General features: G+C 74.0%; 20 protein-coding genes. 14 read left to right on the top strand and 6 right to left on the bottom strand.

Going from position 1 to position 22,627, the window contains the following annotated elements; translation table 11 throughout:
- Positions 1-14 precede the first annotated feature (14 nt).
- The 6 genes from ACFCZN_RS08990 (at position 15) to ACFCZN_RS08965 (ending at position 6,273) form a co-directional block, all read left to right on the top strand.
- Positions 15-1,898 carry an ABC-F family ATP-binding cassette domain-containing protein gene (locus ACFCZN_RS08990; protein WP_429764438.1) on the top strand — a complete coding sequence of 628 codons (1,884 nt, stop codon included), beginning with the start codon at positions 15-17 and terminating at the stop codon, positions 1,896-1,898.
- Positions 1,895-2,350 (top strand): Lrp/AsnC family transcriptional regulator, encoded by a 456-nt coding sequence (locus tag ACFCZN_RS08985; RefSeq protein WP_430556545.1) that lies wholly within the window; start codon positions 1,895-1,897, stop codon positions 2,348-2,350. Before ACFCZN_RS08990 ends, ACFCZN_RS08985 begins: the two co-directional genes overlap by 4 nt.
- Before the next feature lie 58 nt (positions 2,351-2,408).
- Positions 2,409-3,773 (top strand): L-lysine 6-transaminase, encoded by a 1,365-nt coding sequence (gene lat, locus ACFCZN_RS08980; RefSeq protein WP_430556544.1) that lies wholly within the window; start codon positions 2,409-2,411, stop codon positions 3,771-3,773.
- A gap of 173 nt (positions 3,774-3,946) precedes the next feature.
- The gene (locus ACFCZN_RS08975; protein WP_430556543.1) at positions 3,947-4,531 is read left to right on the top strand and encodes a hypothetical protein; all 585 of its coding nucleotides are present in this window, start codon (positions 3,947-3,949) and stop codon (positions 4,529-4,531) included.
- A 132-nt stretch (positions 4,532-4,663) separates the two neighbouring features.
- Positions 4,664-5,260, top strand: coding sequence for a SigE family RNA polymerase sigma factor (locus ACFCZN_RS08970; protein ID WP_430556542.1), 597 nt, complete (start codon positions 4,664-4,666; stop codon positions 5,258-5,260).
- Positions 5,257-6,273, top strand: a complete 1,017-nt coding sequence (locus tag ACFCZN_RS08965; RefSeq protein WP_430556541.1) for a hypothetical protein — start codon at positions 5,257-5,259, stop codon at positions 6,271-6,273. Before ACFCZN_RS08970 ends, ACFCZN_RS08965 begins: the two co-directional genes overlap by 4 nt.
- 29 nt (positions 6,274-6,302) lie before the next feature.
- Here the strand turns inward: ACFCZN_RS08965 and ACFCZN_RS08960 are convergent, their stop codons facing one another.
- A complete protein-coding gene (locus ACFCZN_RS08960) occupies positions 6,303-7,292 on the bottom strand; it encodes a hypothetical protein (protein WP_430556540.1) in 990 nt (329 codons plus the stop codon).
- A 396-nt stretch (positions 7,293-7,688) separates the two neighbouring features.
- On the opposite strand from ACFCZN_RS08960, the gene ACFCZN_RS08955 reads away from it, so the two are divergent.
- From ACFCZN_RS08955 to ACFCZN_RS08925, 7 genes are all read left to right on the top strand, one after another.
- On the top strand, positions 7,689-9,332 hold the full coding sequence (locus ACFCZN_RS08955) for an ABC transporter substrate-binding protein (RefSeq protein ID WP_430556539.1): 1,644 nt from the start codon (positions 7,689-7,691) through the stop codon (positions 9,330-9,332).
- Between the two features lie 94 nt (positions 9,333-9,426).
- A complete protein-coding gene (locus ACFCZN_RS08950; protein WP_429764444.1) occupies positions 9,427-10,431 on the top strand; it encodes an ABC transporter permease in 1,005 nt (334 codons plus the stop codon).
- Complete coding sequence (locus tag ACFCZN_RS08945; RefSeq protein WP_430556538.1) at positions 10,424-11,371, top strand: ABC transporter permease; 948 nt, start codon at positions 10,424-10,426, stop codon at positions 11,369-11,371. Before ACFCZN_RS08950 ends, ACFCZN_RS08945 begins: the two co-directional genes overlap by 8 nt.
- 5 nt (positions 11,372-11,376) lie before the next feature.
- Complete coding sequence (locus ACFCZN_RS08940) at positions 11,377-12,420, top strand: ABC transporter ATP-binding protein (protein WP_429764446.1); 1,044 nt, start codon at positions 11,377-11,379, stop codon at positions 12,418-12,420.
- Positions 12,413-13,699, top strand: a complete 1,287-nt coding sequence (locus ACFCZN_RS08935) for an ABC transporter ATP-binding protein (protein WP_430556537.1) — start codon at positions 12,413-12,415, stop codon at positions 13,697-13,699. The genes ACFCZN_RS08940 and ACFCZN_RS08935 overlap by 8 nt, the downstream gene beginning before the upstream one ends.
- 2 nt (positions 13,700-13,701) lie before the next feature.
- Positions 13,702-14,532, top strand: a complete 831-nt coding sequence (locus ACFCZN_RS08930; protein WP_430556536.1) for a type 1 glutamine amidotransferase — start codon at positions 13,702-13,704, stop codon at positions 14,530-14,532.
- A complete protein-coding gene (locus ACFCZN_RS08925; protein ID WP_429764646.1) occupies positions 14,532-15,329 on the top strand; it encodes a serine hydrolase in 798 nt (265 codons plus the stop codon). Before ACFCZN_RS08930 ends, ACFCZN_RS08925 begins: the two co-directional genes overlap by 1 nt.
- Here the strand turns inward: ACFCZN_RS08925 and ACFCZN_RS08920 are convergent.
- The 3 genes from ACFCZN_RS08920 to ACFCZN_RS08910 form a co-directional block, all read right to left on the bottom strand.
- Positions 15,326-16,582, bottom strand: coding sequence for a CynX/NimT family MFS transporter (locus ACFCZN_RS08920; protein WP_430556535.1), 1,257 nt, complete (start codon positions 16,580-16,582; stop codon positions 15,326-15,328). The two genes, ACFCZN_RS08925 and ACFCZN_RS08920, sit on opposite strands and share 4 nt — an antisense overlap.
- A gap of 19 nt (positions 16,583-16,601) precedes the next feature.
- A complete protein-coding gene (locus tag ACFCZN_RS08915) occupies positions 16,602-17,105 on the bottom strand; it encodes a MarR family winged helix-turn-helix transcriptional regulator (RefSeq protein ID WP_429764450.1) in 504 nt (167 codons plus the stop codon).
- A gap of 70 nt (positions 17,106-17,175) precedes the next feature.
- The gene (locus tag ACFCZN_RS08910; RefSeq protein WP_430556534.1) at positions 17,176-18,708 is read right to left on the bottom strand and encodes an MFS transporter; all 1,533 of its coding nucleotides are present in this window, start codon (positions 18,706-18,708) and stop codon (positions 17,176-17,178) included.
- A 129-nt stretch (positions 18,709-18,837) separates the two neighbouring features.
- Here ACFCZN_RS08910 and ACFCZN_RS08905 point away from each other — a divergent pair, with 129 nt between their 5' ends.
- Positions 18,838-19,296 carry a MarR family winged helix-turn-helix transcriptional regulator gene (locus tag ACFCZN_RS08905; protein WP_429764452.1) on the top strand — a complete coding sequence of 153 codons (459 nt, stop codon included), beginning with the start codon at positions 18,838-18,840 and terminating at the stop codon, positions 19,294-19,296.
- A 52-nt stretch (positions 19,297-19,348) separates the two neighbouring features.
- Here ACFCZN_RS08905 and ACFCZN_RS08900 read toward each other — a convergent pair whose 3' ends face one another.
- Both ACFCZN_RS08900 and fdhD read right to left on the bottom strand, forming a co-directional pair.
- Positions 19,349-21,679 (bottom strand): FdhF/YdeP family oxidoreductase, encoded by a 2,331-nt coding sequence (locus ACFCZN_RS08900; protein WP_430556533.1) that lies wholly within the window; start codon positions 21,677-21,679, stop codon positions 19,349-19,351.
- On the bottom strand, positions 21,676-22,608 hold the full coding sequence (gene fdhD / locus ACFCZN_RS08895; RefSeq protein ID WP_430556532.1) for a formate dehydrogenase accessory sulfurtransferase FdhD: 933 nt from the start codon (positions 22,606-22,608) through the stop codon (positions 21,676-21,678). Before fdhD ends, ACFCZN_RS08900 begins: the two co-directional genes overlap by 4 nt.
- Between the last annotated feature and the right edge of the window lie 19 nt (positions 22,609-22,627).

Raw genomic sequence — 22,627 nt, 5'->3', positions numbered from 1 at the left:
ACTACCCTCGTCGGGTGGCACATCTCCTCGGCGCGGACGGCATCGCGCTGACCATCGGCACCCGCACCCTTCTCCGCGACGTCTCGCTCGGGCTCGACGACGGCGACCGCATCGGCGTCGTCGGCCCCAACGGGGCGGGCAAGTCGACCCTGCTGCGCCTGCTCGCGGGCACGCAGGCGCCCGACACCGGCCGTGTCACCCGGGTGGGCGGCTCGCGGCTCGGCATGCTCGTGCAGCGCGACGTCGACGACGACGCGGCGACGATCCGCGACCTGGTGCACGGCGACGACGCGACGCACGAGTGGGCGTCCGACGCCCGCATCCGCAACGTGCACGCCGGCCTGCTGGCGGACCTCGACCTGGACCAGCCGGCGTCGACCCTGTCGGGCGGGCAGCGCCGCCGCGTGGCGCTCGCGGCGCTGCTCGTCGAGGACCCGGACGTGCTGCTGCTCGACGAGCCCACCAACCACCTCGACGTCGAGGGCGTCGCCTGGCTGGCCGAGCACCTGTCCGCCCGCTACGGCCGCCCGGGTGCCACCGGGGCGCTGGTCGTCGTCACGCACGACCGCTGGTTCCTCGACGCGGTCTGCTCCCGGACGTGGGAGGTGCGCGGCGACGGGTCGGGCGGCGTCGACGGGTACGACGGCGGGTATGCGGCGTACATCCTGGCGCGCGCCGAGCGTGCGCGGCAGGCCGCCACGGCGGCCGAGAAGCGCAACAACCTGCTTCGCAAGGAGCTCGCGTGGCTCAAGCGCGGCGCGCCCGCCCGCACGTCCAAGCCCAAGTTCCGGCTCGACGCCGCGGCCGCCCTGATCGACGACGAGCCGCCGCCGCGCGACACCCTCGAGCTCACGCAGATGGCCACCCGCCGCCTCGGCAAGGACGTGCTCGACCTCGAGGACGTCACCGTCACCGTCCCCGCGCGGGAGGGTCACGAGGCCGGGCCGCGCGACGCGGCGGGCCGGCGCGTGCTGCTCGACGACGTCACGTGGCGCCTCGGCCCCGGCGACCGCTACGGCGTGGTCGGCGTCAACGGCGCGGGCAAGACGACGCTGCTGTCCCTGCTGGCCGGGCGCCGCGAGCCCGACTCCGGGCGCGTGCGGCGCGGCAAGACGGTGCACGTCGCGGAGCTGACGCAGGACGTCGGCGAGCTCGACGACGTCGGCCACCTCACCGCCGTGCAGGTCGTCGACCGCGAGAAGCGCACCGTCGTCGTCGACGGCAAGGAGCTCACCGCCGGGCAGCTCACCGAGCGCCTCGGCTTCACCCGCGAGCGGGCGCACACGATCGTGCGCGACCTGTCCGGCGGCGAGCGGCGGCGTCTCCAGCTGCTGCGGTTGCTCGTCTCGGAGCCGAACGTCCTGCTGCTCGACGAGCCCACCAACGACCTGGACACCGACACCCTCGCCGCCGTCGAGGACCTGCTGGACGGCTGGCCCGGCACGCTGATCGTCGTCTCGCACGACCGGTACCTGCTGGAGCGCGTGTGCGACCGGCAGTGGGCGCTGCTGGGCGACGGCGCGCTGCGGGACCTGCCGGGCGGGGTGGAGCAGTACCTCGAGCTGCGGCGGGCGGGTGCCTCGGGCACGTCCCCGGCCGCCGCGCCCGCGGACGCCCCGCCGGCCGCCGCAGGTGCCGCCGCTTCCGCATCGCGACCTGCGACGACGTCGTCGAGGGCCTCCACGGCGGAGGTGCGGGCCGCCAAGAAGGAAATCTCACGGATTGAGCGGAGGTTGGCTCGGATCGCGGACGAGGAGAACACTCTGCACGAGCAGATCGCCGCCGACCCGACGGACTACACCGCGGTGGCGGCCCTCGACGAGCGCCTCCGGGAGCTCGGCGCCGAGAAGGAGGAGCTCGAGATGGCCTGGTTGGAGTCCGCCGAGGTGGCGGGATGAGCGAGGGCACGCTGGACGACGTCGACCGGGCGCTCGTGCGCGCGCTGCGCGAGGACGGGCGCGCGACCCTGGCGGCGCTCGCGGGCGTGACAGGGCTGTCGCAGTCCGCCGTGCAGGCACGGGTGCGCAAGCTGGAGGCGCGGCACGTGATCACCGGCTACCGCGCCGTCGTCGACCCCGACGCCGTGGGGTTGCCCATCGCGGCGTACGTGGAGATCACGCCGCTGGACCAGTCGCAGGCCGACGACGCCCCCGACCGGCTGCGCGACGTGCCTGGCATCGAGGCGTGCTGGTCCGTCGCGGGCAACGCGAACTACCTGCTGCTGGTGCGGGTGCCCTCGCCGTCGGCGCTGGAGGACCTGCTCGGCGTCATCCGCCGCGAGGCGAGCGTGTCGACGCGCTCCACCGTGGTGCTCCGGACGTACTTCGAAGGGCGCCCGCTGGCGCATTGACAAGAATTCTTTCGGCATCGCTCTGGTTCGGCAGGAAGTTCTCCTCTACCGTCGGGGTATGACCGAGACAATCTCTCAGCGCACAGCCCCCAGCGTCGGCGGCTCGATCGAGGCCACCGCCGTCTTCGAGTCGCTGCGCGAGCACCTGCTCGTCGACGGCTTCGACCTCGTGCTCGACCTCGACCGCTCGCACGGCTCGACCCTCGTCGACGCCCGCGACGGGCGGGAGTGGACCGACCTGTTCACCTTCTTCGCGTCCAACCCCCTGGGCATGAACCACCCGGCCCTGTTCCGCGACCCGCTGTTCCGCGAGGAGCTCACCCGCGCCGCGATCAACAAGCCGTCCAACTCCGACGTCTACACCGTCGAGCTCGCCCGCTTCGTCGACACCTTCGCCCGCGTGCTCGGCGACCACGCCCTGCCGCACCTCTTCTTCGTCGACGGCGGCGCCCTCGCCGTCGAGAACGCGCTCAAGGTCGCGTTCGACTGGAAGTCGCGGCACAACGAGGCGCACGGCCGCTCGCCCGAGCTGGGCACGAAGGTGCTGCACCTGCAGCACGCGTTCCACGGCCGCTCCGGCTACACCATGTCCCTCACCAACACCGAGCCGGGCAAGGTCGCCCGGTTCCCCAAGTTCGACTGGCCGCGCATCAGCTCGCCCTACCCCGGTCACGACGCCGACGGCGGGCTCCGCGACGTCCAGGCGCTCGAGGCCCGGGCGCTCGCCGAGGCCCGCGCCGCGTTCGAGGCGCACCCGCACGACATCGCCTGCTTCGTCGCCGAACCGATCCAGGGGGAGGGCGGCGACCACCACCTGCGCGCCGAGTTCCTCCAGGCCATGCAGGCGCTGTGCCACGAGCACGACGCCCTGTTCGTCCTGGACGAGGTGCAGACCGGCGTCGGCATGACCGGGACGGCGTGGGCGTACCAGCAGCTCGGCGTGCAGCCCGACGTCGTCGCCTTCGGCAAGAAGGCCCAGGTGTGCGGCGTCATGGCCGGCGGCCGCGTCGACGAGATCGACGACAACGTCTTCCGCGTCTCCTCCCGCATCAACTCCACCTGGGGCGGCAACCTCGCCGACATGGTCCGCTCGCGCCGCATCCTCGAGGTGATCGAGGCCGAGGGGCTGATCGAGCGTGCCGCGCGCGTGGGCGCGGGCCTGCTGTCGAGGCTCGAGACGCTCGCTGTCGCGCACCCCGGCGTCGTCTCCGACCCCCGTGGCCGAGGGCTCATGTGCGCCGTGTCCCTGCCGTCGCGGGACGTGCGCGACGCCGTCCTCGCCGGGCTGCACGCGGAGGGCTTCCTCATCCTCGGGTGCGGGGAGCGGTCCGTGCGGTTCCGACCGGCGCTGACGGTGGACGAGTCCGTGCTGGACGATGCGGTCGCGGCGCTCGACACGGTCGTCTCGCGGGTCGGCGGCTGATCAGACCGACACTTTGGCGCGGTTGACGCCGGGTCCGGACATCGGGCGCACGGTAGCGTTCACGGGCGCCAGGGCGCCCTCCACTTCGGGTGTGACTACCGTGCGCCCGATGCCCGGACCCGGCTCTTCTTGTGTCCTGGTCGTCGGGGGTCGGGGCGTGGCAGGCTCGGGCCGTGAGCAGTCATCGACTTGTCGAGGACGACGGCGACCCAGGGCTGGTGCTGAGGGTGCTGCCCGGCGTCGGGTACACGGCGGAGGGGCCGGTGCTGGCGCGACCGGCCGAGGCGCTGCGTGCCGTTGGCTGGACGGTGCGGACCGTCGTGTGGGACGGGCGGCCGGACTTCGACGTCGCGCGGCGGGTCTACGCCGACGTCCTGCGGGACGGCGTGGCCGCCGCGCCCGACGCGACGCACCTGGTGCTGGCGAAGTCGCTCGGCACGCTGGCGCTGCCCGTCGCCGTCGAGCTGGGGCTGGCCGGGGCGTGGCTGACGCCGCTGCTCACCACCGACCGGGCGCCCGAGGTGCGCGACGCCGCCGCTGGGCTGGGGACGTCGGGCGTGCCGGCGCTGCTCGTCGGAGGCACCGCCGACGGCCTGTGGGACGGCGCGCTGGCCGCGGCGTCCGGCGCGCGCGTGCTCGAGGTGGACGGCGGCGACCACTCGCTCGAGGTCGACGGCGACCCGGAGCGCGCCGCCCGGGCGCTCGACGACGTGACGGCCGCCGTCGTCGACCTCGCACGAATCGCCCGGAGCCTCTGACCGCGGCGGCAGTCCGGGTTCGGCGCGGCAGCTCGAACTCCCGCCGCGAACCGGAACTGCCGCGCTGGCTGCGGCCGGCGTCGTGACCAAGTCGTGACTCAACCTGCGGACCCGCCAGGTCGTGTACAACACATGACCGTGACGATGACGGCCCGGGCCGAGGCCGACCCGCCCGACGACGTGGGGTTCCTGCTGCTGCGCACCGGCGCGACGTCCGAGGAGGAGTTCACCTCCTTCATGCGCGACGCCGCGCCCGCGCTGGCGCGGACCGCGTGGCTGCTGTGCGGCGACGCGCACCTCGCCGACGAGCTGGTGCAGCAGGCGCTGACGCGGACGTACCTCAGGTGGTCGACGGCGCGGGAGGGCGACCCGCTCGCCTACGCCCGGCGGGTCCTCGCCAACCTGCGCATCGACCTGTGGCGCAAGCGCCGGCACGAGGTGGTCACCGCCCCCGCCGAGCTGCCGGAGGGTGCCGCCCGACGGTCCGACGCCGACCACCACGCCGACCGCGACCGGCTCGTCCGCGCCCTGGCGACGCTCAGCACGCGGCAGCGGCGGATCGTCGTGCTGCGGCACCTGGTCGGCCTCACCGAGCGCGAGGTGGCCGCCGACCTCGGCGTCTCCGTCGGCACGGTGAAGTCCACCGCGTCGCGCGGGCTGGCGCAGCTGCGGTCCGTCCTCGAGGCCGCCGACGGAAGCGCACGAGCCGAGCGGGGAGGTGCCCGATGACGCACGACGACGAGAAGTTCGCGCGCGCTCTGCGTGCGCAGGTGGACGAGGTGGCACCGCGGATCGACGTCCGCACCGACGGTGTCGTCCCGGCGGCTCGGCGCCGGCGGGCGCGCCGGGCGATCGTCGCCGGCGTCGCGTCGCTCGCCGTCGTCGGGCTGGCCGGCGCCTGGGCGATCGACTCCGGTCGCTGGGTGGCCGAGGTCGCCCCGGCCGGCCCGTCGCTCGCCGGGCTCCCGAGCACGTCGGCCTCGTCGTCAGACGCGGACGGCGTGCCGCGGGCGATCTTGGACCCGGACACGGGGACGATCACGACGCCGATGGACGCGTGGAGCTGGGACAGCCGCGAGTACGCGATCTCACGGACCGCGGTGGATCACTTCGTCGTCGGCTGCCTCCGGGACGAGGGCTACGAGGCGACCTTCGACGGCCCGTACCCCGCGGAGCCCGGGCGTGACGCCGAGTACGGGCTGTGGCGGATGCAGGACGCCGAGGCGGACGGCTATGCGAGCCTGATGGCGCCCGACCTCGACGACGTCGGGGCGGAGTGGGATACCGAGACGGTCCCGGCGAAGGTGTCGAGGGACTGCTACCGCGCGGCCCAGGAGGCCGGGCTCACCTACGATCCCGCCGACTTCGGCGACGGCCCGACCGGCATCACGTCGGTGATGTACACGAAGGAGGGGCAGCGGATCCGCGACTCGTGGCGAGACTGCCTGCTTGATCACGGCGCGTCGGCGCCCAGCAGCCACGAGGCGGGAATGATCCCGGACGGTGTCATCGGGGTGTCGCAGGAGGAGCAGCTCCGCATCGCGAGGATCGACCTGGGCTGCAAGGACGAGCTCGGGACGGTCCAGCGACTGGCAGACGTCGGCGCTCGGGAGGAGGCCGCGTACATCGCGCGAGCGGGGGACTATCTCCAGGGCCGTCACGCCGTCGAGCAGGAGTCGCTGGCCGTGGCCGAGGCGTACCTCGACGACGTGGGGGTGTCGATGCCCTGGGAGAGCCGCTGACCTTGGTGGTTCGATGCGGCAGTTCGGCTTCACTGCGGCAGTTTGAACTGCCGCCGCGAACGCGAACTGCCGCTTTGAGCGCGCGCGGGCGGTGGCGGGGGCGGCAGCAGCGGGTGGATCCGCGCCGCGCGGCGGACGTCGGCCGGGAACCGTGCGAGCAGGCGTCGCGCGACGCCGTCGGGGTCCCGGGCGTCCCGGGCGACGAATCGCAGCGGCCGCACGCCGAGCCGCTCGGTGATGGCGTCCTCGCGCACCTTCTCGTCGAACAGCGCCTGCTCGGCGTCGTAGCCCGGGCCGAAGGCGCCGTCGCGGTACTTGATCCGGCCGTCGAACTCGGCGAGCACGCCGTGGTCCTGCCAGGCGACGTCGACGAAGAAGCGCCCGGCACGCGTGTCCACCCTGAGCTGCGTCCGGGGTCGCGGGAGGCCGGCGCGCACCGCCACGTACCGCAGCCAGGTCTCCCACGGCGGGTCGACCTGCCCCTCCGCCAGGTCGAGCAGCAGGCGCGCCCTACGGACCCCGCGGCGTCGCCCGGCGAGCAGCCGTACCGCTTCCGCGCGGTCGAGGCCACGACCGAGCGCCCAGTCGGCGACCACGAGGCCGCCGAGCGGGTGCATCGTCGTGAGGCAGTCGACGACGGTGCGCGTGAGGTCGGTGATCGGCAGTCCTTCGCGCTGCACCCAGCGCTCCGGCAACCCGCGCCGTCGCACGATGTCGCGGGCCGATCGCGAGCTGGCGCCCGAGCGCTGCAGCACGTGCGTCGTCGACGGCGTCTCCCACAGCGGCACGCCCCAGACCATGGCCGCCGACTCGTGGCTGAACACGTGGTCGGCGTCGAGCTGCCGGTGGACGGCGGCCAGGTGGTCGCGGGCGTGGGCATGCGGGTCGCGCGTGCCGGCCCGTGGCACGCGGTAGGCGCCTCGGCGCACGCGCTCGATCTCGTGCGCGGCGGTCGCGCGCCGCAGCTCTGCGGGGTCGTGGTGCCGTGCGATCAGGAGGGTGCGGTCGTCGTCGCTCATGCCCGGGATCGTGCTCGGCGCGCACTCGGCGTGGCGCCGTCCGACGTGCGGCTGTGGAGGGACCCGGCCTGGGGGCAGCGTCGTCGCGGCAGTTTCGCCCCACCGCGGCAGTTCGAACTGCCGCCGCGAGCCTGGACTGCCGCCGTGAGGACGCGAGGTCCCGCGGGTGATGACCGGACGCGTCTGCAGTGCGACACGCGGTCGATCGTTACCCATCCTTAACAGTGATTTTCACCACGGGAGGCCATGATGGCGATATGTTCCACGGCAACGCCGTCGCGGGCCCGTGCGCACGGTCGGCGGGACGTGCACGACGACGTGAGCACGGCAGGGCAACGGCGCGTTGAGCGACCAGGACGTGGGGAGAAGCCGGTGACGATGGGGCGAAAGGCTGCAGTGGCAGCCACGGCGACAGCGGTGGCGCTGGTGCTGGCGAGCTGTTCGGGCGGCGGCGGGGACGACGACGGCACTGACGGCGGCGGGGGAGGCGGCGGCAGCGACCCGGACGCCACGCTGCACCTGGCCCTCTCCCAGGACGTCGAGACGCTGCTGCCGATGGACTCGAACGTCGGGGACAACATCTCCGTGCTCGACGTCGTCTACGACGGGCTGGTCCGGTACGACCCGAAGACGACCGAGCCGTACAACTACGTGGCCGAGAGCGTCGAGACCGAGGACAACACGGTCTGGACGATCAAGATCAAGCCGGACCTGACGTTCCAGAACGGCGAGCCGGTGGACGCCGACGCGTTCGCCCGGGCCTGGAACTACGCCGCGTACGGCCCGAACGCCATGGCGAACAACTACTTCTTCGAGCGCATCGCCGGCTACGACGAGATGCAGGGCGAGACCGACGACGACGGCAACGTCACCAAGGAGCCCGAGGCCGAGACGCTGTCGGGCCTGAAGGTCGTCGACCCGCAGACGCTCGAGGTCACCCTCACCGGGCCGTTCGCGGGCTTCGCCACGATGCTCGGCTACACCGGCTTCTTCCCGATCGCGCAGGCGTGCCTCGACGACATCGAGGCGTGCGCCGTGCAGCCGATCGGCAACGGCCCGTTCCAGGTCGAGAAGTGGGACCAGGGCGTGAACCTCACCGCCCAGCGGTGGGAGGACTACACGCTCGAGGAGACGCCGGAGTACGGCGCCATCGAGTGGACCGAGTACACGGGCGAGGACAACTGGCCGGACTTCCAGGCCGGCAACCTCGACTTCGCGGTGCCGCCGCCGGCCGAGCAGCAGGCCGCGGCCAACGACCCCGACCTGCAGGAGAGGTACGTCGAGGGCCCGGGCGCCGCGCTGACCTACCTCGCCTTCCCGCTGTACAAGGACGGCCCGTGGACGGACGTCGAGTTCCGCAAGGCGATCTCGCTCGCCGTCGACCGGCAGGGCATCATCGACGCCCTGCTGCCCGGCCAGCGGGTTCCCGCGGACAGCTGGGTGGTGCCCGACGTCGTGCCAGGCGGCACCGGCGGCACCTGCGAGTGGTGCACCTTCGACCCGGAGGCGGCCAAGGCGGCGCTGGAGAAGGCCGGCGGCTGGCCCGAGGGCGAGAAGCTGACCATCCATCTCGGCCAGGACGCCACCGAGCAGGAGCTGTTCAAGGCGGTCGGCGACTCCATCCAGGAGACGCTCGGCATCCCGTACGAGCTCGACGCGACGCCGGACTACTTCGCCCGGCGCGCGGCCCGCGACTTCTCCGGCCCGTTCCGCGCCAACTGGTTCCCGGACTACCCGCTCAACGAGAACTACCTCGCCCCGGTGTACGCCAGCGGCGACGAGAAGAACGGCAACGTGGAGTTCGGCTACTACAGCGCGGACTTCGAGGCGGCCGTCAAGGCCGGCGACGAGGCCGCGACCCTCGACGAGGCGGTCACGCAGTACCAGGAGGCGGAGAAGATCCTGGCGACCGACTTCCCGACCATCCCGCTGTTCGTGGCCCAGAACACCGACTACTACAGCGAGAACGTGTCGAACGTCGTGCTCGACCCGTTCAGCGGTGAGCCGAAGCTGCGCCTCCTCGAGGTCACGAACGGCTAGTCAGTTCGCTGGTTGAGCTTGTCGAGACCGCTGTCGCACGGGTCGCGACCAGCTCAACCAGCGTCCCTCCCCGCACCACCAGAAAGTTCCGTGAATGGGCCGCTACATCCTGCGTCGCTCCCTCCTGGGGGTGGCCACCCTGCTGCTCGTGATGTTCGTGCTGCATCTGCTCACGACGTTCGCGATCCAGCTCAACGGCAACCCCGCCCTGGCGTTCTTCGGCGACAAGGTGCCCACGGAGTCGCAGCTCGCCGCCGTGGAGACACGCTTCGGCCTGGACGACCCCTGCTACGACCAGACCGGCAACCCGTGCCTGGGCCCGTTCGTGGAGCGCCTCGGGCAGTACGCGCAGGGCGACTTCGGCACCAACCTGCGGGGGCGCGAGGTCACGGACATCGTCGCGACCGCCGCCCCGAACACCCTGAAGCTGTTCCTCGTCGTGACGATCGTGTGGTTCGTGCTCGGCATGGGCCTCGGCACCGCCGCCGCCCGCCGACGCGACCGGTCCGCCGACCACGGCATCCGGCTGACGTCGGTGCTCATCGACGCGTTCCCGATCTTCGTGCTGCTGCTCGTGTACCGGTACGTGTTCGCCGTGCCGCTGAACGGCTGGGCCGAGGACACGTTCGGGGCGGGAAGCCTGCCCGCCCTGTGGTTCAGACCGTCGTTCGACGACGACCACCCGTGGGCGACGCTCCTCGTGCCCGGCATCCTGCTGGGCCTCGCCGGGTCCGCGGCGTTCATCCGCCTCGTCCGCGCGAGCCAGCTGGAGTCGTACGCGGGCGACCACGTGCGCACCGCGCGCTCGCGGGGGCTCAACGAGCGGCACGTCGTGACGCACCACGTGATCCGCAACTCCGCGGTGCCCGTGGTGACCGCCGTCGGACTGACCTTCACCGAGGCGCTCGCGGGCGCCGTCGTCACCGAGGGGATGATGAACATCTACGGGATGGGCGGGGTGCTCTGGGAGGCGGTCCGTGCCGCGGACGTCGCGCTCATCCTCGGCATCGTGACGATCCTCGCCGCCGTGACGGTGGTCGTGATGCTGGTCGTCGACATCGCCTACGCCGCCCTCGACCCGAGGATCCGCTATGCCTGAACGCGCCGCTCCCGGACCCACGGCAGCCACCGCCACCCCGGACGCGCCGGCGGTCGACGCGTCGACGTCGCTCGGCGGCGACGCCTGGCGCCGGCTGCGCCGCCGGCCCGACGTGATCGCGGCGGCCGTCGTCGTGGTCTTCTTCGCCGTGATGGCGGCCTTCCCGCGGCTGTTCACCAGCACGAACCCGCAGAGCTGCGTCATCGGGGACTCGAAGATCCGGCCGCAGGGCCTGGGGGGCGAGCATCCGCTCGGCACGGACGTGCACGGGTGCGACCTGCTCGCCCAGCTCGTGCACGGCGCCCGCCCGTCGCTGACGCTGGCGTTCGTGGTGGTGGGCGCGTCCCTGCTCATCGGGGTCACGCTGGGCCTGCTGGCCGGGTACTACCTCGGGTGGGTGGACTCGGTGGTGTCCCGCACCATCGAGGTCTTCCTCGTCATCCCGCTGCTGCTCGCCGCGCTGCTGCTCCTCACGCTGTTCCGCAAGGTGAGCGTGGGCGGCGGCACGTTCGACGTCATCCTGCTGCCGGCGGTGGTGCTCACCATGTTCGGCTGGATGGCGTACGCGCGGTACGTCCGCGCGGCCACGCTCGAGGCCAAGAACCTCGACTACGTGACGGCGGCCCGCGCGCTCGGCGCGTCCGACCTGCGCGTCATGGTGCGGCACGTGCTGCCCAACGCGATCGGCCCGGTCACGGCGCTCGTGCCGACGGCGATCGCCGGCGTGATCAGCACGGAGGCGGTGCTGGCGTTCCTCGGCATCGGCGTCCGGCCGCCCGCGATCAGCTGGGGCATCATGATCACGAACGGCGCGGACTGGGTGACCGGCGGGTACGCGTACCTGCTCCTGTACCCGCTCGGGTGCCTGGTCCTCACGGTCCTGGCGCTCGTCGCCCTCGGCGACGCCCTGCGCGACGCCCTCGACCCGAGGCTCCGGTGATCCCCGTGACCGAGACCCTGATCCCCCCGGCCGACGCCGAACGCTCCGCCGGCGACGTCCTGCTCGAGGTGGAGGACCTGGCGGTCGAGTTCCGGTCCGACGACGGCGCGGTGCGCGCCGTCGACGGCCTGAGCTACCGCGTGGAGGCGGGCCGCACCCTGGCCCTGGTCGGCGAGTCCGGCTGCGGCAAGTCGGTGAGCTCGCTGGCCGTGATGGGGCTGCTGCCCCCGACGGCGCGCGTCGTGCGAGGCACCGCGCGCTACCGCGGCACCGACCTGCTCGCACTGTCGCCGACCCGGCACCGCGCGCACTGCGGCACCCACGTCGCGATGGTCTTCCAGGACGCGCTCGCCGCGCTCAACCCGGTGCACACCGTGGGCTACCAGCTCACCGAGTCCCTGCGGTCGCGCACCGGGACGTCGCGGCGCGAGGCGCGACGACGCGCCGTCGAGCTGCTCGATCTGGTGAAGGTGCCGAACGCGGCGCAGCGGGTGGACGAGTACCCGCACCAGTTCTCCGGCGGCATGCGGCAGCGGGTGATGATCGCGTCCGCCCTGGCCCTCGACCCGGACGTGCTCATCGCGGACGAGCCGACGACGGCGCTCGACGTCACCGTGCAGGCGCAGGTGCTGCGGCTGCTCGCCGAGATCCAGGCGGAGCGGCAGATGGGGCTCGTGCTGATCACCCACGACCTCGGGGTCGTCGCGGGCGTCGCCGACGACGTCACCGTGATGTACGCCGGCCGCGCCGTGGAGCACGCTCCCGTGCGCGACCTGTACGCCGCGCCCGCGCACCCTTACACCAGGGCCCTGCTGCGCTCGGTGCCGCGGCTCGACTCCGGCGCAGAGGTGGCCGGCGGTCGGCTGCCCGTCGTGCCCGGCCGGCCCCCGGCGCCCGGCCGCGTCCCGTCGGGCTGCTCGTTCCATCCGCGCTGCGACATGGCCCAGGACCTGTGCCGCACCGTCGAGCCGCCGCTCGACGACGTCGCCCCGGGCCGGTCGTCGGCCTGCCACTTCGCCGCCGAGCTGCTGGGAGGCGCCCGTGCCTGAGACCGCCACCGGCCCCGCCGTCGCACCCACGTCGTCCGACGACGTCGTCCTCGAGGTGCGCGACCTGGCCAAGTCCTACCCGGTGCGCCAAGGCGTCGTCCTCAAGCGCACGGTGGGGCAGGTGCAGGCCGTCGACGGCGTCTCGCTGGCGCTGCGCCGCGGGCGCACGCTCGGCCTCGTGGGGGAGTCCGGGTCCGGCAAGTCCACGCTCGCGCGCGTGCTGGTCGGGATCGAGAAGCCGACGCGCGGGCAGGTGCTCGTCGACGGCGAGGACGTGTCCACGATGTCGCGTGGCGCCCGCCGCGAGCTGCGCCGGAACGTGCAGATGGTGTTCCAGGACCCGTACACGTCGCTCAACCCGCGCATGTCGGTGGGGGAGATCGTCGCGGAGCCGTTCCGCATCCACCGCGACGCGGTCCCCGCCGGCGGCCGGCGACGAGCCGTGGCCGAGCTGCTCGAGCTGGTCGGCCTCGACCCCGACCACGCGCACCGCTACCCGCACCAGTTCTCCGGCGGGCAGCGGCAGCGCGTCGGGATCGCCCGGGCGCTCGCGGTCAAGCCCCGGGTGCTGGTGTGCGACGAGCCCGTCTCCGCCCTCGACGTGTCCGTGCAGGGCCAGGTCATCAACCTGCTGGAGGACCTGCAGGACGAGCTGGGCCTGGCGTACCTCTTCATCGCGCACGACCTCGCCGTGGTCCAGCACATCGCCGACGAGGTCGCCGTCATGTACCTGGGCCGCGTCGTCGAGGAGGGCGACCGGCCCGCGGTGTACGACGACGCGCACCACCCGTACACCAAGGCGCTGCTGTCCGCCGTGCCCGTGCCCGACCCCACCGCCCACCGCGACGACGAGCTGATGCTCGAGGGCGACCCGCCGTCGCCCGCCGACCCGCCGTCCGGCTGCCGTTTTCACACCCGCTGCTGGCTCGCCCACCGGCTCGCGGCGGAGGAAGGGCTCGCTGGCGACGGCGCCGTGCCCGCCCGGTGCCGCACCGACGACCCGGTGCTCGTGCCGCTCGGCCGGTCCGACGGCGCTCGCGGGGGCGCGGCGACCGTGCCGCACGCCGCCGCGTGCCACTTCGCCCGGGAGGCCGCCGCGTTCGGCGGGCACCCGGCGGCGGGCTCCACCGCGGCGACCGACGGCCCGGCCGCGGTCGTCGAGCACGACGCCCAGCACGACGCCGCACCGGACGCCGACGACCGCCACCCGGGGGACGGCGGCGGCCCCGAGCCCGAGACCGTCCCCGACCGCCCCGTCCTCGAGAGCAGGGAGCGCTGACCGTGACCGACCGCCGACCGACCGTCGTCCTCGTCCAGAACTCCCCGCACAGCGGCCCGGGCCGGCTGCCCGGCTGGCTGGAGGCGGACGGCGCGGCCGCCGCCGTCGTGCAGGGCGCGGACCTCGTGGAGCAGGTCCCGTCGCTCGCCGCCGGCGGGGCCGCGGCGCCCGACGGCGTGACCGGCCTCGTGCTGCTGGGCGGCGGCCTGCTGCCCGACGAGGACGAGCGGGCGCCCTGGCTGCCGCACGAGCGCGCGCTCGTCGCGGAGGCGCTCGACGCCGGCGTCCCGGTGCTGGGCATCTGCCTGGGCGGGCAGGTGCTCGCGCACGTCACGGGCGGCACGGTGACGGGCCGGTCGGGCGAGACGGAGAAGGGGCTCTGCCCCGTGCGCCTGCTCGACGACGCGGCCGATGACGCCCTGCTCGGCCCGCTCGGGGCGCTCGCCGAGGGCGGCGAGGTCCGCATGGTCGAGAGCCACGTCGACTCGATCACGGGGCTGCCGCCTGAGGCCGTGCACCTCGCGACGAGCGATGCGTGCGGCGTCCAGGCCTTCCGCGTGGGCGACGTCGCGTGGGGGCTGCAGTTCCACCCCGAGGCGGCGCCGGAGCGCATCGGCACCTGGGACGCGGACGAGCTCGCCGAGCTCGGCTTCGACCGCGACGCACTGCTCGCCGCCGCCCTCGAGCGGGCACCTGAGAACGAGAAGCAGGCCCGCGCCCTCGCGTCCGCGTTCGCCGCCGTCGTCCACGCCCGCTGTGAGCGCGATCTCGGGGACCGTTCGCCGAGCGATAGTCCCCGAAATCGCGCCCACAACGATGCGGGGGTGCGGTGATGGTGAGCACGGGCACGCACTCGGACGGCGTCCCGGTCGTCGCGTACCAGGTGCGGCGGGCGGGCGGCGAGGTGCTCGCCGAGCGCGACGCGGACGCGCCGTTCTACGCCGCGTCGACCGTCAAGCTGGCCGTGCTGGTCGCGGCGGCCCGGGCGCTGGACGCCGGCGAGCTCACGCTCGACGAGGAGGTGGCCAGCACCGACACGTTCCGCTCCCAGGTGCCGGGCGAGCCCGACTACCGCATCGAGCCCGACGACCTCGACCCGGGCATGCCGCCGCCGGGCACCTTCATGCCCGTGGGGCTGGTGGTCGAGCGGATGATCGTCGTGTCGTCCAACGAGGCCACCAACATGGTGATCGACCTCGTCGGCCTCGACGCGTGCAACCGCGCCCTGGCCGACGTCGGCGCCGCCGGCAGCGTCGTCGGGCGCAAGTACAGCGACCTGGCGGCCGAGGCCCGCGGCGACTCGCACCGCACGACGCCCGCCGACCTGGCGGCGCTGATGTCCGGCGTCGTCACCGGGGAGCTCGCCGGGCCGGAGCGCACCCTCTGGATGATCGACCTGCTCGCGCGCCAGACCGACCGGCAGCTCACGGCCGCCGTGCCCGAGGGCGTGCCGTACGGATCCAAGTCGGGCTGGGTGGACGGCATCCGGCACGACGTCGCGTTCGTCGGGACGCCCGGGCCGGGCGCCCTGGTGATCGCCGTGTGCACCCGCGGCTACGACGAGGCGCATGCGGAGGAGGCGCTGCGGGCGCTGGGCTCCCTCGCGATCACCCTGGCGGAGGACCGCTAGGCGCCGTCGGCGGCGGGCCGGGCCGACGCCACCCACATCGCCGCGGCCATCGTGGCGAGCACGCCCGCGACGAGGGCCAGCGGCACCGTCCACCCGAGGGACGCCTCGTGCACGGCGCCCATCACGGTCGGGGCGAGCACCGCGCACCCGTAGCCCGCCGTCTGCACCACCGCCGACGACCGTCGCGCGACCGCGACGCCGGGGCTGCGCTGCGCCACGAGCGTGAAGATCACGGTGAAGTTGCCGCCCTGGGCGGCGCCCGCCAGCCCCACCCACAGCCACCACAGGCCGGGCGCCAGCAGCAGCCCGAGCGGCAGCGAGATCCACATCGCCGCCATCGCGACCGCGACCGAGCGGGCCGAGAGCCCGCGCGAGAACGCCGCCGGCACGGGGAACGACCCCAGCACCGCGCACAGCTGGAACGGGGCCGCCGCGCTGCCCGCGCCGGCGGCGCTCATGCCGAGCCGGTCGTGGAGGATCTCGGGCAGCCACGCCGTCACCGCGTAGTAGCCGAAGGCCTGCCCCGCGAACGCCACCGACAGCAGCACGACGAGGCGCCGGACGGCGGACCTGGCCTTCGGGTCGAGGGCGTCGAGCTCCGCGCGCGCCGACGGGGGCCGGACGCGGACACCGCCCTCCCCGCGCGGTGCCGCGGCCCGGCCCCGGGCGGCGAGCCGCCGCCCGGCGGGCACCCAGGCCGCGATCGCGACCACGGCGAGCACTCCCCACCCCGCGAGCGCCCACTGCCAGCCGAACGCCGTCGCGAGGGGCACGGTGAGCATGGTGGTGAACGTCGACCCGAGGTTCATCGTCGCGCTGTACGCGCCCGTGACCGCGGCAGCACGGCGGCGGAAGTCGCGGGTGATGACCACCGGCACCGCGACGTTGCCGATCGTGATCGCGACGCCCAGCACCGCGCTGCCGGCGAGGGCCGCCGGTACGGAGCCCCCCGAGCGCAGCAGCGTCCCGGCGAGGATCCCCGCCATCGAGACGCCGAGCGACAGCTCCGGGCCCGCCCGCGCGACCAGCACCGACGCCAGCGGCGTGCACAGCGCGAAGCAGAGCACCGGGACCGAGGTGAGCAGGCCCGCGCCCGCGGACGTGAGGCCGAGCGACGCCGCGACGTCGTCGACCACGGGGGGCAGCGACGTGATGGGGGCGCGCAGGTTGAGCGCGACGAGCAGCAGCGCCGCCAGCAGCAGGCCGGCGCGGGCGCCGTCGTCGCGGGCGGAGGGGGAGGGATAGGACGTCACGCGGCGGGCATCTCCGGGATCATTCGTCGAACTGTGCGACGACGGTGCGCAGCAGCGCGGCGAGCTGGGGGCGCACGGCGGCGGGCAGCGCGTCGAGCACGCGCGCCTCGACGTCGAGCAGGTCGCTCATCGCCGCGTCGACCCGCTGCCGGCCCGCGGCGGTGAGCTGCACGAGCACGCCGCGGCGGTCGGACGGCGCGCGGTGGCGCTCCACCAGCCCGCGCTCCTCGAGCCGGTCGATGCGGTTGGTCATGGTGCCGCTCGTCACGAGGGTCTGGGCGACGAGGACGCCGGGGGACAGGCGGTACGGCTCGCCGGCGCGGCGCAGCGCGGACAGCACGTCGAACTCCCACGTCTCCAGGTCGTGCCGGGCGAACGCCCCGCGCCGCGCGCGGTCCAGGTGCCGCGCGAGCCGGCTGACCCGCGAGAACACGGTCAGCGGCTCGACGTCCAGGTCCGGGCGCTCGCGGCGCCACGCGTCGACGATCCGGTCGACCTCGTCGGACCGTGCCTCCACATCCATGCGCCGAGACTACTCCCGGTCTCTCGACGTCAAGAATCTTGATGGGTGTGATCTCGTGCCGAGGATCGAACTACCTCGGCCCGGGCTTCGGGCGCAGGGTGAGGGCCGCGACGACGGCGACGACGACGGCGACGGCGGCGGCGACCAGGAACGCGGTGTGCACGCCCGAGACGTAGGCGCCCTCCGCGGCGCGGGCCGCGACGGCGTCCAGGCCCGTGGGCACGGACCCCTGCGCCAGGCCCTGGAGCGCACGGTCGTCGAGACCGAGCCCGGCGGTGCCGGCGTGGACGTTCGCGGCGACGACCGCGGACATCACGGCGGTGCCGAGCGCGCCGCCGATCTGGATGCACGTGGACTGGAAGCCACCCGCGACCCCCGCCAGGTGCACGGGCGCGGACCCGACGATCGCCTCCGCTCCGGCGGTGATCGTCATCCCGGTGCCCATCGCGAGGACGACGAACGCGACCGCCATGACGCCGTACGGCGAGCCGGCCGACGAGGTCAGCAGCACCAGCAGGCCCACGGCGGTGAGTCCGAGGCTCAGCGTGCCGGTCGCGCGCGTGCCGATCCGTGCGACGAGCAGGGCGCCGGCCGGGGCGGACACGATCGAGACGGCGGACATCGGCAGCAGCATCAGTCCGGCGTCCAGCGCGGTGGCCCCGCGCAGGTTGATGAAGAACATCGGCAGGATGAACGTCGAGCCCATCAGCACGAAGAAGTTCGCGGCGATCATCAGCCCGCCGGTGCCGACCGTCGTCCCGCGGAAGAGCGACAGCGGCAGCAGGGCGTCGCCGGTGCGCGCCTCGGTGCGGGCCTCCAGGGCGACGAACCCGACGATGACGAGGACGCCGAGCGCGAGCAGGCCGAGGATGCGCGCGTCGCCCCACCCCCAGGTCTCGGACTGCACGATGGCGAAGACCGTGGCGACCAGCCCGAGCGCCAGCACGACGACGCCGCGCAGGTCGAAGCGGCCCGTGACGGGGAAGCTCGTGCGCGGGAGCAGGCACAGCCCGTACCCCAGGCCGATGACGGCGACGGGAACGTTGACGAAGAACACCGACTGCCAGCCGAGCGACGCCTCGAGCGCGCCGGCGAGCGTCGGGCCCACGGCGATCGCGATCGAGGAGACGCCGCCCCAGATCCCCACGGCCATGCCGAACCTCTCGCGCGGGAAGGTGGCGCGCAGCATCGCGAGGGTCTGCGGCATGAGGATGCCGGCCGCGACGCCCTGCACGACGCGGAACGTGATGAGCCCCGCCGCGGTGGTCGAGAGGCCGATGGCGACCGAGGCCAGCGTGAAGAGCACGAGGCCGCTCAGGTACAGCGTGCGGTGGCCGTACCTGTCGCCGAGCTTGCCAGCCAGGATCAGGGTGACGGCCAGCCCGAGGAGGTAGCTGTGCGTCACCCACTGCAGCTGGACGAACGTGGTGCCGACGTCGGCGGCGATCGCGGGGTTGACGATCGAGACGACGGTCGCGTCCAGGCCGACCAGGAACAGCCCGAAGGCGACGCCGACGAGCGTCAGCGCGGGGCGTCCGCGCAGCGCTCGTCGCTCGGGCGGGGACGCGGTGGCGTCGGGGGCGAGGGCGGGGGCGCTGCTCACGGGAGCTCCTTGGGGTGGGTGCGTGCGCGGTCGGGGGCCGGACGGCGCGGGCAGAGGAACGCCCGGGGCGCGGCCCGGGCGACAAGTGATTATGAAACTATAACTATGTCGCCAGCCTAGGATCGGACCATGCCCGACGAGACGATCGTCACGCCCGACCTCGCCGACCTCGCCGACGTCCTCGTCGAGCTGGCCCGCCACCTGGACGTCCGTGCCCCGGAGCTGCGCGACATCGTGCCGCTCACCGGGACGGAGGTGGCCGTGATCCGCGAGGTCCACCGCACGCCGCGTCCGACGCCGTCGCGCATCGCCCTCGCGACCGGGCTCGCCCGCAGCAACGTCAGCGCCGCCCTGCGCACGCTCGAGGCGCGCGGGCTCGTGCTGCGCGAGCACACCGAGGGCGACGGGCGCACGGTCCGGCTGGTCGCGACCCCGCTGGCCGACGAGCACCTCGCCCGCATCAACGCGTTCTGGGCCCGCCGACTCGGAGCCGTGCCGGACGACGTCCGTGACGCCGCTCTCCGCGCGTTGCCGGCCCTCGGCGCGCTCGCCGAGGCCCTCGTCGAGCCTCGCGCGCAGGAAGCCTGAACTACCTCGGCAGGGCTGGTACTACCTCGGCACGGTTCGTACTACCTCGGCGTCAGGCGGGCTCGAGCCGGACGACGACGGCCTTGGACACGGGCGTCCGGCTCGTCTCGGCCGTCGCGCCCAGCGGGACGAGGACGTTCGCCTCCGGGAAGTAGGCCGCGGCGCACCCGCGCGCCGTCGGGTAGGCGACGACGCGTTGCCCGCGCAGCACGCGGTCGACGCCGTCGTGGTACTCGCCGTGCACGTCGACGGTGGTGCCGTCCGCGATCCCGAGCGCCGCGAGGTCGTCGGGGTTGACCAGCACGACGGAGCGCCCGCCCTTGATGCCGCGGTAGCGGTCGTCGCGGCGGTAGATCGTGGTGTTGAACTGGTCGTGCGAGCGGATGGTCTGCAGCAGCAGGCGCCCGGGCGGGCACTCGACGGGCGCGAGCTCGTTGACGGTGAGGTGGGCGCGGCCGTCGTCGGTGGGGAAGGTGCGCGAGTCGCGCGGGCCGTGCGGCAGGCGGAAGCCGTTCGGCCGCCGCAGCTGGGCGTTGTAGTTCTCGCAGCCCGGGACGACGCGGGCGATGTGCTCGCGGATCACGTCGTAGTCGCGCTCCATCGCCGCCCAGTCCACGGGGCGGTCCGGCGAGCCCTGCCCGCCGGGGCGGGCGCCGAGGACGGCGCGCGCCAGCCGCGTGACGATCGAGACCTCCGACAGCAGTCCCGGCGCGACCGGCTCGACCTTGCCGCGCGACGCGTGCACCGCGCAGACCGTGTCCTCCACCGACACGAACTGTTCCCCCGACGCCTGCCGGTCGACGTCGGTGCGCCCCAGGGTGGGGAGGATGAGCGCCTCCCGGCCGACGACGGCGTGGGACCGGTTGAGCTTCGTCGAGATCTGGACGGTGAGGTCGGCTCTGCGGACCGCCGCCTCTGCGGCGCCGGTGTCGGAGATCGCCCCGACCAGGTTGCCGCCGAGGGCGACGAGCGCCTTCACACGCCCGGCCGCCATCGCCTCCACCGTGCCGACGGCGTCGAGGCCGTGCTCACGGGGAGACGAGATGCCGAACTCGGAGTCGAGCGCGTCGAGGAAGGTGTCCGGCATCTGCTCCCAGATGCCCATCGTGCGGTCGCCCTGCACGTTGGAGTGGCCGCGGATGGGGGAGGCGCCCGCGCCGGGGCGGCCGATGTTCCCGCGCAGGAGCAGCAGGTTGACGATCTCCTTGATGGTGGGGACGGCCTTGGTGTGCTGGGTCAGGCCCATCGCCCACGTGACGATGACGCGCTCGGCGCGGAGGTACCGCTCGGCGAGCTCGTCGATCTCGGCGCTGGTGAGGCCCGTCGCCGCCAGCACGGCGTCCTCGTCGAGGTCGGCCAGGTGCGCGGTGAGCGCCTCGAGGCCGGAGGTGTGCTCGGCGAGGAACTCGTGGTCCAGGACCGTGCCGGGGGCGGCGGCCTCGGCGTCGAGCACCCGCTTCGACACCGCCTGGAGCAGGGCCATGTCGCCGCCGAGCCGGATCTGGAGGAACTGGTCGGCCAGCCCGGTGCCCCGGCCCGCCAGCCCGCGCACGGTCTGCGGGTTCTTGTACCGCTTGAGCCCCGCCTCGGGCAGCGGGTTCACGGCGACGATGGCGGCGCCGTTCTCCTTGGCCTCCTCCAGCGCGGTGAGCATGCGCGGGTGGTTCGTGCCGGGGTTCTGCCCCATGATCACGATGAGGTCGGCCTGGGCGAAGTCGTCGTAGGTGATCGTCGCCTTCCCGACGCCGATCGTCTCGCCCAGCGCGGCGCCCGTGGACTCGTGGCACATGTTGGAGCAGTCGGGCAGGTTGTTGGTCCCGAAGGCGCGCACGAACAGCTGGTAGACGAACGCGGCCTCGTTGGACGTGCGCCCGCTGGTGTAGAACGACGCCTGGTCGGGGGAGTCGAGGGCGTTCAGCCGGTCCGCGACGATCGCGAACGCCTCGTCCCAGGAGACGGGCACGTAGTGGTCGGACCCGGCGGCCTTGTGCACCGGCTCGACCAGCCGCCCCTGCTGGCCCAACCAGTGCTCGGTGCGGGTGAGCAGGTCGGAGACCGGGTGCTCGGCCCAGAACGACGGCTCGACGACGAGCGGCGTCGCCTCCCACGTGACCGCCTTCGCGCCGTTCTCGCAGAACTCGGCGGGCTTGCGCCGGTCCGGGTCCGGCCAGGCGCAGCTCATGCAGTCGAAGCCCTCGCGGTGGTTCATCGACAGCAGCAGGCGCGCCGTCCGCGTGGGCCCCATGTCGCGCAGCGCCGGGACCAGCGCGTGCACGATGCCGGGCACCCCGGCCGCCCAGGTCTTCGGCGGGCGGACCTCCTCGGGCTGCGGCTCCCGCGGCTCGCCCCCGTCCCGGACGTCCTCCGGCTGCGGTGTGGTCATGCGGCGTCCCCTCTCCGGTCGCGGCGCGCGCGAGCCTCGTCGTGCCCGTCGCCGGGCCCTGCCCTCCCTGCGTCCCCGTCCTGCTCGGCCCTGTCCTGCTCGACCACGCGGTGCTCGCCGGCGTAGACCACGAGCGTCGGGTCGCGCACGAAGCCGACGAGCGTCAGCCCCGCGGAGTCCGCGAGCTCCGCGGCGAGCGACGACGGCGCCGAGACGGCGGCGAGCACCGGCACCCCGGCCATGACGGCCTTCTGCGTGAGCTCGAAGCTCGCCCGCCCGGACACCACGAGCACCGTGCCGCGCAGCGGCAGCATCCCGGCCGCGGCGGCCCAGCCGACCACCTTGTCGACGGCGTTGTGCCGGCCGACGTCCTCCCGCACGACCAGGGCCTCTCCGGTCGCGGCGTCGAACAGCCCCGCCGCGTGCAGCCCACCCGTGCGGGCGAAGACGTCCTGCGCGGCGCGCAGCCGGCCGGGCAGGGCGGCCAGCAGGGCCGCGTCCACTCGGACCGGGTCGTCGGCGACGCCGAACGCGCTGCGGGTGAACACCGCGTCGATCGACGCCTTGCCGCACAGGCCGCAGGCGCTGGAGGTGAAGAACTCCCGGGCGAGCGCCGGGTCGGGCGGGGCGACGCCCGCGGCCAGCGCGACGTCGAGCACGTTGTACGGGTTCTCGACCGCGGCCGCCGGGCCGGGCGCGCAGTAGCGCGCGCCGGCGACCTGCGCGCCGTCGGTCACGACGCCCTCCGAGACGAGGAAGCCGGTCGCGAGCTCGACGTCGTGCCCCGGGGTGCGCATCGTCACCGCGTACGAGCGCCCTCCCACACGGATCTCCAGCGGCTCCTCGCCGGCGAGCAGGTCCTCGCGGCGCGCGGCGCGGCCGCCGATGGTGACGCGCCTGACGCGGCGTCGGACGGTGACGCGGGTCATACCCGCAGGCCTAGCAGAC

It is taken from the genome of Isoptericola sp. NPDC056134 (assembly GCF_042264825.1).
GTDB classification, from domain to species: domain Bacteria; phylum Actinomycetota; class Actinomycetes; order Actinomycetales; family Cellulomonadaceae; genus Isoptericola; species Isoptericola nanjingensis.
The sequence above is the reverse complement of the archived record's forward strand: the minus strand, read 5'-3'. Positions and strand labels throughout refer to the sequence as shown.